Genomic DNA, 9,459 nt, shown 5'->3' with positions numbered 1-9,459 from the left:
GGCTGGACAAGCTGGCGGCCGACGTGCCCGGCGTGCGCCCGGTGACGCTGGACGTGACCGACCAGGCGTCGGTGGACGCGCTGGCCGCCTCGCTGGAGCGCTGCGACGTCCTGGTGAACAACGCGGGCGGCGCGTTCGGCCTCGAACCGGTGGCCGGCGGCCGGGTGGACGACTGGCAGCGGATGTACGAGGTGAACGTGCTCGGCTCCCTGCGCATGACCAGGGCCCTGCTGCCGAAGCTCATCGAGTCGGGGGACGGCGTGCTGGTGATGCTCACCTCGACGGCCGGGCTGGTGTCGTACGAGGGGGGCGGCGGCTACTGCGCGGCCAAGCACGCGCAGACCTCGATGACCGAGACCCTCCGCCTGGAGTTGTGCGGCGACCCGGTGCGGGTCGTCGAGATCGCGCCGGGCATGGTGATGACCGAGGAGTTCGCCCTGACCCGCTTCCGGGGCGACGCCGAGCGTGCCGCCAAGGTCTACGAGGGCGTCCCCGATCCCCTGAGCGCGGACGACGTCGCCGACGTGATCGCCTTCGCGGTGACCCGCCCGTCGCACGTGAACATCGACAGGCTGGTCGTCCGGCCGCGCGCGCAGGCCGCCCAGCACAAGGTCCACAGGGTCGCATCGGGGACATGAGACCGGTCCGGCCCGTCGGCACGGTCACGCGGGGCACCACCGGGCACAACCGGCTGCGCCGCTGTGACCGCTGGATCGCCGCCGTGTACGGCCCGCTGCTGCGCTCGGCCCGCGCGGGGACGGCGCCGCTGGTGGTGGACCTCGGCTACGGCGCGTCCCACACCACGACGACCGAGCTGTTCACGCGGCTGCGCCGGGTCTGCCCCACCGTCGAGGTGGTCGGCGTGGAGATCGCCGCCGAGCGGGTCGCGGCGGCCAAGCCGTACGAGCGGGAGGGGCTGACGTTCGTCAGGGGCGGCTTCGAGCTGCCGGTGCCCCGCCCGCCGATGATCGTGCGCGCCTTCAACGTGCTGCGGCAGTACGGCGAGGCCGAGGCGTGGGAGCACTGGGACCGGCTACGGGCCGGTCTGCATCCCTCGGGCGTGCTCGTCGAGGGCACCTGCTCGGAGGTCGGCCACCGGGCGACCTGGGTGGCGCTGGGCGCGCGGGGGCCGCGCACGCTCACCTTCGCGGCCCGCTTCACCGGCTTCGAACGCCCCTCCGACCTGGCCGAACGCCTGCCCAAGACGCTGATCCACCGCAACGTGCCCGGCGAGCGGATCCACGCGTTCCTGACGGACTGGGACCGCGCCTGGGCGACCTGCGCCTCCTTCGGCGCGTACGGCACCCGGCAGCGCTGGGCGAGGACGGCCGAGCTGCTGGCGCGGGACTGGCCGGTGGAGGCGACGCCGCCGACCGGCGGCCCCGGCCGCTGGCGGCTCGGCGAGCTCACCCTGCCCTGGAGCAGCGTCTCCCCCCGCGGCTGACGACCGGGGCGGTTGATAACGTCCGGCCATGCGCTTCGTCCTCGACCCGGAGATGACCCCCGAGCTCTTCGAGGAGCTCCTGAGCTGCTGGGCGGAGGTGACCAACGCGGACGGCGCGGTGGGGTTCGTGCCTCCCGTGACGCCGGACGACATCAGGCCGACCGCGGAGAAGGCGTTCGCCCGCACCCGCTCCGCCGGCGGTCCGCAGGCTCCCGACAGCCTCCTCGCCGGCTTCGACGACGACGGCGTGGCCGCCTGGCTCATCCTCGGCGACAACGGCTCGGGCCTGCGGGCGCACTGGCGCTGGCTGCTGCGGGTCATGGTCCACCCCAAGCACCAGGGCAAGGGGTACGGCAGGGCGCTGCTGCTCGCCGCCGACGACGCCGCCAGGTCGCTCGGCCTGGAGGCGTTGCAGCTCACCTGCCGCGGCGGCACCGGGGTCGACCGCTTCTACGCGAGCGTGGGCTACCGGGAGGTCGGCCGGGTGCCCCGCTCGATCCGGGTGGCCCCCGGTGACGACCGCGACGAGATCTACATGCTCAAGTGGCTGTGAAACTTTTGGCCCAATGCTTATCCGATGTCCTGTAGGGCCGTCTCGAACACCGCATAGGCTGCGGTACTGAACAACACGAAGCGCACCTCTTCCACCACGGCCGGGGCTGCCTGCCGTACCGCGGTCATCGCGATGCGGGCGGCGTCCTCGACCGGCCACCGGTAGATCCCCGTGGAGATCGCGGGGAAGGCCACCGTGCCGGCGCCCAGCCCGTCGGCGACGACGAGCGACTCCCGATAGCAGGAGGCGAGCAGATGGGATCGGTCCTCGCTCCGCGAGTGGACGGGCCCGACCGTGTGGATCACCCACCGCGCGGGCAGGCGGCCCGCGGTGGTCGCGACGGCCTGCCCGGTCGGCAGTCCCCTGCCGTACCGGGACGCGCGCAGCGCCCGGCACTCCTCCAGGATCTCGGGGCCGCCCCGCCGATGGATGGCGCCGTCCACCCCTCCGCCGCCCATCAGGGACGAGTTGGCGGCGTTGACGATCGCGTCCACCCGCTGCTCGGTGATGTCTCCCTCGACCAGAACTATTCGCATGCCTCTCACCTCTCTACGGGACGTAGTACTACCCCGAGTAGGCTTAAAGACGTGAAGGGACTGGGAGAGCTCGAACGCAGCATCATGGACATCCTCTGGGCGGAGAACGCCCCGCTGACGGCCCGCGAGGTGGGACGCCTCATCGAGGACCGCGACCTCGCGCCGACGACCGTGATGACCGTGCTCGACCGGCTGTCCCGCAAGGGCTTCCTCACCCGCACCCGCGACGGCCGCGCGTGGCGCTACCAGCCCGCCGCGAGCCGTGACGCGTACGTCGCCGAGGTGATGCTCGAGGCCCTGGACATGACCGGCGACCGGGACGCGGCGCTGACCCGCTTCGCCCGCGCCGTCTCCGGATCGGAAGCCGAGATCCTGCTGAAAGCCCTCACGGAGCTGGAGGAAGAGTGATCGCGGCGGCGGTCTTAGCGGCGCTCGCCATGGTGTGCGCGGTCGCCGCGTGGCGGCTGACCTTCGCGCGCTGGACCTGGCGCGCCCCGCGCACGGCGATCCTGTTGTGGCAGTCGCTGGGGCTGACCTGGGGGCTCGCCTCCACCGGCGCCCTGCTCGCCTTCGCGCTCGACCCCTACCGCAAGGGCGTCGTCCACGGCCTCGGGGAGTTCCTGCTGAGCGTGGAGTTCGGCGCGCGGACGCCGCACGACTACCTACGGCTGGCGGCGCTGGTCGCCGGCCTGTCGCTGCTCGCCGTACTGATCGCCCTGCCCCTCGCGGCCGGGGCGCAGACGCTGCGGGCCCGCCGCCGCCACCGGCTGCTGCTCGCGCTGGTCGCCCGGGACGAGCCGGCCGTGCCCGGGGTGCGCGTGGTCGACTTCCCCGGCGCCGCCGCCTACTGCCTGCCCGGACTGAAGTCGCAGGTCGTCATCAGCGACGGCACGCTGCACCTGTTGTCGTCCGCGGAGCTGGAGGCCGTGCTGGCGCACGAGGCCGCCCACGTGCGTGAACGCCACGACCTGGTGCTGCTGCCGTTCGCCGCGCTGCGCCGCGCGCTGCCCTGGTCGAAGCTGGTCAGCGACGCGCAGGAGTCGGTCGAGCTGCTGGTCGAGATGGCCGCCGACGACCGCGCCCGGCAGCAGTGCTGCCCGCGCAGGCTGGCCACCGCCCTGCTGCGCTTCGGCACCTCGGCCGCGCTGCCGACGCCGCAGGGCGCGCTCGGCGCGTCCGCGCCGTCGAGCGTGATGGCCCGGGTCGACCGGCTCGTACGGCCCGAGGTGGCACTCCCGATCACCCACCGCTTCCTGATCCTGGCCGGATCGGTGGTGCTCGCCACCAGTGCCCCGCTGCTCTGGCTGCTTCCCGGCTGAACCGTTTCCTTGCCGAACCATGGGTGCTAGCTGGCGTTAGCCGCTCAGTTTGCAATTGCAAGCAGTGCGAGGCAGACTGGGGGCATGGAACTGCCCAAGGTCACCTCGCTCGGTGAGTACATCCGCCAGCAGCGGCAGCAGGCGAAGATCTCGCTTCGTCAGCTCGCCGCGCAGGCCGGGGTGTCCAACCCTTACCTGAGCCAGGTGGAACGGGGCCTGCGCAAGCCGAGCGCGGAGATTCTGAACCAGATCGCGAAGGGTCTGCAGATCTCCGCCCAGGCGCTCTACGTCCAGGCCGGCCTCATCGAGGACCGCGAGCCGCACAGTGACGTGCTGACCGCGATCCGGGCCGACGTCACACTCACCGGGCGGCAACGTCAGGTGCTGATCGATATCTACGAATCGTTCCGCAAGGAGAACCGGGCCGACACCGCCCAGCCGCCGCAATCGGCTGAGCATCTCGGGGACGACCCGGTTCTCCCGCGCGACGGCATTGCACCGGATTCGAGGGAAGGATAGCCCATGACCATCACGACCCAGGCCAAGAAGATCACGGAGTCCAAGCCGTTCTACGCGCTCACCGGCGCCGGGGACTTCGCCGTGGAGAAGGCCCGCGCCTACGCCAGCACCGTGCAGGACAGGGCCGAGACCGTCGCCAAGGACTTCCCGGAGAAGGCCAAGGGGTACGCCGACGCCGCCGCCGCCCGCTTCACCCGGCTGTACGACGACCTGGCCACGCGTGGCCGCAAGGTCGTCAGCCGCGTGAGCGGCGAGGCCGCGCTGGAGCTGACGGAGGTCTCGGAGGCCGCCGAGCCGGCGATCGCCACCGAGACCACCGCCAAGCGGACCTCGACCGGCCGGACCCGCACCACCACCGCGGCCCAGAGCTGATCCGCGGCCCGCGCGAGTGACACCGCGGCGGCCCGCCTTCCCGCACGGGGAGGCGGGCCGCCGCCGTTACCGCCTGTTCTCCGTCCGGGCCGCTCTCCGTGCGGGCCGCTCTCCGTGCGGACTGTTCTCCGTGCGGGCGGGATGTTCCCGGAGACCGGCGTCCGGCGCCCGCGCCACGTGTCGGCGCCGCCCACTAGTCTGGGGGCGTCAGCGACCGTGACCGTGTGGGAGAGTCCATTGTTCGGGCTGTACGGCATCCTCGACATCATCTTCTGGCTGCTTTCCGTCGGGGCCTTCGTTTTGTCCGGCTGGGCGCTGGTGCACGCCCTGCGGATCCCCTCACGCGCCTTCCCCGCGGCCGGCAAGCAGACCAAGCCGCTCTGGCTGATCATCCTCGGCCTCGCGACGCTGTTCACCTTCGCCGGCGCGATCAACTACATGGGCATGGGGATGGGGCTGCCCAACATCTTCACCATCGCCGCCGTCATCGCGGCGGGCATCTACCTCGCCGACGTGAAGCCCGCGGTCAACGGCTACCGCGGCGGCGGCAACCAGGGGCCGTACGGTCCCTGGTGACCCGGGCTCAGAGCCAGTCGCGGCCCCGGAACACCCGATAGAGCGCGGCCGAGGCGACGACGATCAGCACGCTGGACGCCCAGAAGCCCCACGGGTGCCCGAAGCCGGGAAACGGGATGTTCTGGCCGTAGAAGCCGGTGATCAGCGTGGGCACCGCGATGATCGCGGCCCAGCTCGTCACCCGCTTCATGATGAGGTTCATCCGGTTGCTCTGCATGGTCAGATGCGTCTCGCGGATGTTGCTGACCAGGTCGCGCAGCGACTCCGTCCACTCCGTGGCCCGCAGCACCTGGTCGTACACGTCCTGGAAGTACGGCGCCATCTCACCGTCGCCGATCAGGCCGTTGCGCCGGACAAGGGAGTTCACGGCCTCCCGCATGGGCATCACGATGCGCCGCAGCGTGACCAGGCTCTTGCGCAGCTCGAACGTGCGCCGCTGGTCCTCCGGACCGACCGGCCGGTCGCCGAACACCGTCTCCTCCAGGTCCTCCACCTGCTCGTCCATGGCCTCGACGGTCTCGAAGTGGCTGTCCACCACGTAGTCGAGCAGGCCGTGCAGCAGGAACGCCACGCCGTGCCGGGCCAGGTCCGCCCCCTCGTCCCAGCGCCGGATCACCTGCTCGACCGAGAAGTCGTCCGTCTGGCGTACGGTGACCAGCGCGTTCTTCGTGACGAAGGCGGCCGCGGGCGCGACCCGCACCCGGCCCGACTCGGCGTCGAAGGCCGCCGCGTAGACGCTCAGGAACATGTGGCTGTCGTAGACGTCGAGCTTGGGCCGTTGCCGGTGCTGCAGCGCGTCCTCCACCGCCAGGGCGTGCAGCCCCAGCTCCTCGCTGATGGCCTGCAGCTCCTCCTCGGTGGGGGCGCACATGTCGAACCACACCACGGCCGACGGGTCCTTGACGTGCTCGGAGACGTCGGCGATCGGAAAGCCCTCGGCCTCCAGATTCCCGTTCCGGTAGAGCCGGGTGTGTCCCATGGACGGCTACCCTACCGATCCGGCGAACGCCCCCGAAGGGGCGCGTCGCGTCAGCCCTTGCCGAGCTGCTGGAAGCGGATCATGTTGCCCGCCGGGTCGCGGAAGGCGCAGTCGCGGACGCCGTACGGCTGGTCGACCGGCTCCTGCAGGACCTCGGCGCCGGCCGCGCTGATCTTCTCGAAGGCGGCGTCGCAGTCGGGGGTGGCGAAGACGACGGCGCGCAGCATGCCCTTCGCGAGCAACCGGCTCAGCGCCTCGCGGTCCTCCGGAGAGGCGGCCGGGTCGGCGTTGACGGTCTCCAGCACGATGTTGACGTCCGGCTGCGACGGCGGGCCCATGGTCAGCCAGCGCGCGCCCGCGTACCCGACGTCGTTGCGCAGCTCGAGGCCGAGCACGTCCCGGTAGAAGGCGAGCGCGGTGTCGCCGTCGTCGACGGTGATGTAGCAGTAGTGAAGGGTGAGTTCCATGTCCACAACGCTACGGACGGCGGTGTCCGCCACGCTTCTCGATTCCTGACCGGTCCGGTGGCCCATATCCGATCACCTGTGGAGTTACGGGACCGATAGGGTTGCGGCTCATGGTGGATCTCGCGCGCCGGCTCGGGCTGGCGGCACTGCTCGCCGTCCTCGCCGCATCCCCCGCGCACGCCGTGGCCTCGAGCGCCTCCGCACCCGTCGCCAAGGACGAGGTGACGATGGAGCTCCGCCCGAACGGCGTGCTCCACGTGAAGGAGACGATCACCCCCGCCGGCGAGACGGTGCGGCGCACGCCGCCCATCCGGACCCGCTACGACGACGGTCACGACCGCGTCTACCGCATCTCGAACGTCAAGGGCGGCTCGTACGACGGGAAGACCCTGACGTTCAAGGGCACGGTGGAGTACGACGTGACCGGCGCCGTGACGCCCACGGCGTCGGGGGAGGAACTGCGCTGGTTCGCGGTGTCCGGCCCCGTGCAGGAGGCCGTCGTCACCGTGAGCGGACCCGGCCGGGTGCAGAACCTGTCGTGCTTCGCCGGTGAGCTCAGCGCGGCCATCGCCTGCACCGGCGCCTCGGTCGAGGAGACCGGCGCCACCTCCACCTTCGAGCAGCAGGGCCTCGGGGACGGCCAGACGCTGACGGTCGTCGTCGGCTATCCCAAGGGCGCGACGGGGGCCCGGCCGATCCTGGAGCGCAGGTTCGAACTGTCCACCGCGTTCACGCTGAACGCCGTGACCGGCGCCTCTCTGGCGGCGCTGCTGGTGCTGCTGCTGGGCGGCGTGGGGCTGCTGTACTGGACGCGGGGCCGCGACGCCCGCGTCGTCGGCAGCGAGTCCGCCCCGGTCAGCGGCCACCGCAACGGGCACTTCAGCCCGCCGGACGGCGTGCGCCCGGGGCAGATCGGCACGCTGTTCGACGAACAGGCCGACGTGGTCGACGTGACCGCGACCATCGTGGACCTCGCCGTGCGCAACTTCCTGCGGATCGACGAGCAGCCGCGGCAGACCTACGACACCCCGGACTGGTGCCTGGTCAAGCTGCCCGGCGCCCGGATCGGCGACCTGCTGCCCTACGAGCGCGCCCTCCACGACGCGATCTTCGACGGCCGCGACCGGGTGCTGCTGTCCGAACTGCACGGGTCGTTCGCCGCCCGCCTGGCGACGGTGCGCGACGCGTTGTACCAGGACGTCGTGACGCAGGGCTGGTTCGCGCGGCGGCCCGACTCGACCCGGTCCCGCTGGACGACCCTCGGCCTGGTCGTCGTCGGGCTCGGAGTGGCCGCCACCGTCCTGCTCGCCTGGTTCACGACGTACGGCCTGCTGGGGCTCGCCCTGATCATCGCGGGGGCCGGGCTGGCCTTCGGCGCCCAGTACATGCCGGCCAAGACGGCGCAGGGCGCGGCGGCCCTGGCGCACACGCTCGGGTTCCGGGAGTACCTCGCCGGGGCGAACATCGACGACGTCCCCGCCGGCCAGCGCGTGGAACTGTTCTCCCGCTACCTGCCGTACGCGGTGATCTTCGACAGCGTGGACCGGTGGGCTCGGGTGGTCAGCTCGTTCAACGGCAACGGACGGCAGACCGACCACCTGTACTGGTACCAGGGCCCGGCCGAATGGGACCTGTCCAGGTTCGCCGACTCCATGCGGACGTTCGTCATGACCACCTCCGGGGCGATCTCGACCTCCCGCCAGTTCCGTTCCCTGTAGGCCCCCGGGGAGCCGTCAGGCGGGACGGACCCGCACCTCGCCGACCGGGACCCCGCCGCCGAACAGCGGGGCGGTCGCGAGACCGGCCAGCTCCGGGGCGTCGACTCCGGCGGCGCGCAGCGCGGCGACCGTCACCGGAACGCGAGCCCGGCCGCCGCCGTCCACGATCTTCACGGCGCCGGCGCGGCCGTCGGCGTCGGCGAACGCGTCGAACGCCTCCGCGCCCGACTTCACCAGCAGCCCGGGAACGGCCCGCATCAGCAGGTTCTCCGCCCGGGTCGTGCCGCTCGTCCATTCGGGGTGCGCGCGCATCGCGTCGGCGACGCGCCGCTCCGGAGTGCCGGCGGGGGCGAGCGTGAGACCGCGGAAGGCACGCGCCACCCCCGCAATCGAGACGAAGAACAACGGCGCGCCGCAGCCGTCCACGCCGGTCGCCGCGACCCGCTCCCCGGTGAACTCCTCGACCGTGGCGCGGATGGCCCGCTGCAGCGGGTGGCCGGGGTGGCGGTAGTCGTCCACGGGCCAGCCGTTGACCACACAGGTGGCGAGCATCGCCGCGTGCTTGCCCGAGCAGTTCATGAGGATCCGGCGGGCGTCGCCGTGCTCCCGCAGGACCTGACGGCGCGCCTGCTCGTCGAGGGGCAGGTCCTCGGGGCAGCGCAGGAACGTCTCGTCGAGACCCGCGCCCGCCAGGATCTTCCGTACGCCGTCGATGTGGAAGGGCTCACCGCTGTGGCTCGCGGCGGCGAGCGCGAGCAGTTCGTTCTCGAGCGGCAGGCCGGCCCGGACCATCGCGAGCGCCTGCAGGGGCTTCATGGCCGAGCGCGGCGACGCGAGGCTCGACGTGTCGCCGCACACCAGGGCCGGGGCGCCGTCCGCCCCGATCACGTGTACGCGGGCCCGGTGCACCGACTCGACGAACCCCGACCGGACCACCTCGACGAGCATCTCCGTCATGACGCGCAGTCTACGAAGC

Annotated in this window: 13 protein-coding genes; 9 read left to right on the top strand and 4 right to left on the bottom strand. The window is 72.0% G+C overall.

Annotated features, from left to right (window positions below):
• The 3 genes from AB0J39_RS03845 to AB0J39_RS03835 form a co-directional block, all read left to right on the top strand.
• Nucleotides 1-638 (top strand): SDR family NAD(P)-dependent oxidoreductase (locus tag AB0J39_RS03845; protein WP_363461503.1); only part of this gene is annotated, 638 nt, incomplete at its 5' end.
• Nucleotides 635-1,444: a class I SAM-dependent methyltransferase gene (locus AB0J39_RS03840; RefSeq protein ID WP_363461501.1), complete on the top strand. Its 810-nt coding sequence runs from the start codon at nt 635-637 to the stop codon at nt 1,442-1,444. The genes AB0J39_RS03845 and AB0J39_RS03840, both read left to right, overlap by 4 nt.
• Before the next feature lie 28 nt (nt 1,445-1,472).
• On the top strand, nt 1,473-1,997 hold the full coding sequence (locus AB0J39_RS03835; protein ID WP_363461499.1) for a GNAT family N-acetyltransferase: 525 nt from the start codon (nt 1,473-1,475) through the stop codon (nt 1,995-1,997).
• Between the two features lie 17 nt (nt 1,998-2,014).
• Here the strand turns inward: AB0J39_RS03835 and AB0J39_RS03830 are convergent, their stop codons facing one another.
• Nucleotides 2,015-2,533 carry an O-acetyl-ADP-ribose deacetylase gene (locus AB0J39_RS03830; RefSeq protein WP_363461497.1) on the bottom strand — a complete coding sequence of 173 codons (519 nt, stop codon included), beginning with the start codon at nt 2,531-2,533 and terminating at the stop codon, nt 2,015-2,017.
• A 51-nt stretch (nt 2,534-2,584) separates the two neighbouring features.
• On the opposite strand from AB0J39_RS03830, the gene AB0J39_RS03825 reads away from it, so the two are divergent.
• From AB0J39_RS03825 to AB0J39_RS03805, 5 genes are all read left to right on the top strand, one after another.
• Nucleotides 2,585-2,941 (top strand): BlaI/MecI/CopY family transcriptional regulator, encoded by a 357-nt coding sequence (locus AB0J39_RS03825; protein ID WP_363461495.1) that lies wholly within the window; start codon nt 2,585-2,587, stop codon nt 2,939-2,941.
• On the top strand, nt 2,938-3,852 hold the full coding sequence (locus tag AB0J39_RS03820) for a M56 family metallopeptidase (protein ID WP_363461493.1): 915 nt from the start codon (nt 2,938-2,940) through the stop codon (nt 3,850-3,852). Before AB0J39_RS03825 ends, AB0J39_RS03820 begins: the two co-directional genes overlap by 4 nt.
• 84 nt (nt 3,853-3,936) lie before the next feature.
• Complete coding sequence (locus AB0J39_RS03815; RefSeq protein ID WP_363461491.1) at nt 3,937-4,371, top strand: helix-turn-helix transcriptional regulator; 435 nt, start codon at nt 3,937-3,939, stop codon at nt 4,369-4,371.
• Nucleotides 4,372-4,374: 3 nt separating this feature from the next.
• Complete coding sequence (locus AB0J39_RS03810) at nt 4,375-4,743, top strand: hypothetical protein (protein WP_363461489.1); 369 nt, start codon at nt 4,375-4,377, stop codon at nt 4,741-4,743.
• 216 nt (nt 4,744-4,959) lie between these two features.
• Nucleotides 4,960-5,319: a DUF2516 family protein gene (locus AB0J39_RS03805; protein ID WP_310742274.1), complete on the top strand. Its 360-nt coding sequence runs from the start codon at nt 4,960-4,962 to the stop codon at nt 5,317-5,319.
• Between the two features lie 7 nt (nt 5,320-5,326).
• Here the strand turns inward: AB0J39_RS03805 and AB0J39_RS03800 are convergent, their stop codons facing one another.
• Nucleotides 5,327-6,298, bottom strand: a complete 972-nt coding sequence (locus tag AB0J39_RS03800) for a magnesium transporter CorA family protein (protein WP_363461486.1) — start codon at nt 6,296-6,298, stop codon at nt 5,327-5,329.
• Nucleotides 6,299-6,348: 50 nt separating this feature from the next.
• Nucleotides 6,349-6,765, bottom strand: a complete 417-nt coding sequence (locus AB0J39_RS03795) for a VOC family protein (RefSeq protein WP_363461484.1) — start codon at nt 6,763-6,765, stop codon at nt 6,349-6,351.
• A gap of 110 nt (nt 6,766-6,875) precedes the next feature.
• Here AB0J39_RS03795 and AB0J39_RS03790 point away from each other — a divergent pair, with 110 nt between their 5' ends.
• On the top strand, nt 6,876-8,483 hold the full coding sequence (locus AB0J39_RS03790) for a DUF2207 domain-containing protein (RefSeq protein ID WP_363461482.1): 1,608 nt from the start codon (nt 6,876-6,878) through the stop codon (nt 8,481-8,483).
• A gap of 15 nt (nt 8,484-8,498) precedes the next feature.
• Here AB0J39_RS03790 and AB0J39_RS03785 read toward each other — a convergent pair whose 3' ends face one another.
• Entirely contained in the window at nt 8,499-9,440 is a 942-nt protein-coding gene (locus tag AB0J39_RS03785) for an asparaginase (RefSeq protein ID WP_363461480.1), read from the bottom strand.
• Between the last annotated feature and the right edge of the window lie 19 nt (nt 9,441-9,459).

It is taken from the genome of Microbispora sp. NPDC049633 (assembly GCF_040675265.1).
Classification (GTDB): domain Bacteria; phylum Actinomycetota; class Actinomycetes; order Streptosporangiales; family Streptosporangiaceae; genus Microbispora; species Microbispora maris.
Note: the sequence above shows the minus strand (reverse complement) of the source record. Positions and strands in the feature narration are given on the sequence as shown.

Excerpts from the sequence above, each read along its gene's own strand:
- AB0J39_RS03835 (WP_363461499.1), top strand. The coding sequence starts at position 1,473 with ATGCGCTTCGTCCTCGACCCGGAGATGACCCCCGAGCTCTTCGAGGAG.
- AB0J39_RS03785 (WP_363461480.1), bottom strand. The coding sequence starts at position 9,440 with ATGACGGAGATGCTCGTCGAGGTGGTCCGGTCGGGGTTCGTCGAGTCG.
- AB0J39_RS03815 (WP_363461491.1), top strand. The coding sequence starts at position 3,937 with ATGGAACTGCCCAAGGTCACCTCGCTCGGTGAGTACATCCGCCAGCAG.
- AB0J39_RS03800 (WP_363461486.1), bottom strand. The coding sequence starts at position 6,298 with ATGGGACACACCCGGCTCTACCGGAACGGGAATCTGGAGGCCGAGGGC.
- AB0J39_RS03790 (WP_363461482.1), top strand. The coding sequence starts at position 6,876 with ATGGTGGATCTCGCGCGCCGGCTCGGGCTGGCGGCACTGCTCGCCGTC.
- AB0J39_RS03830 (WP_363461497.1), bottom strand. The coding sequence starts at position 2,533 with ATGCGAATAGTTCTGGTCGAGGGAGACATCACCGAGCAGCGGGTGGAC.
- AB0J39_RS03810 (WP_363461489.1), top strand. The coding sequence starts at position 4,375 with ATGACCATCACGACCCAGGCCAAGAAGATCACGGAGTCCAAGCCGTTC.
- AB0J39_RS03840 (WP_363461501.1), top strand. The coding sequence starts at position 635 with ATGAGACCGGTCCGGCCCGTCGGCACGGTCACGCGGGGCACCACCGGG.
- AB0J39_RS03795 (WP_363461484.1), bottom strand. The coding sequence starts at position 6,765 with ATGGAACTCACCCTTCACTACTGCTACATCACCGTCGACGACGGCGAC.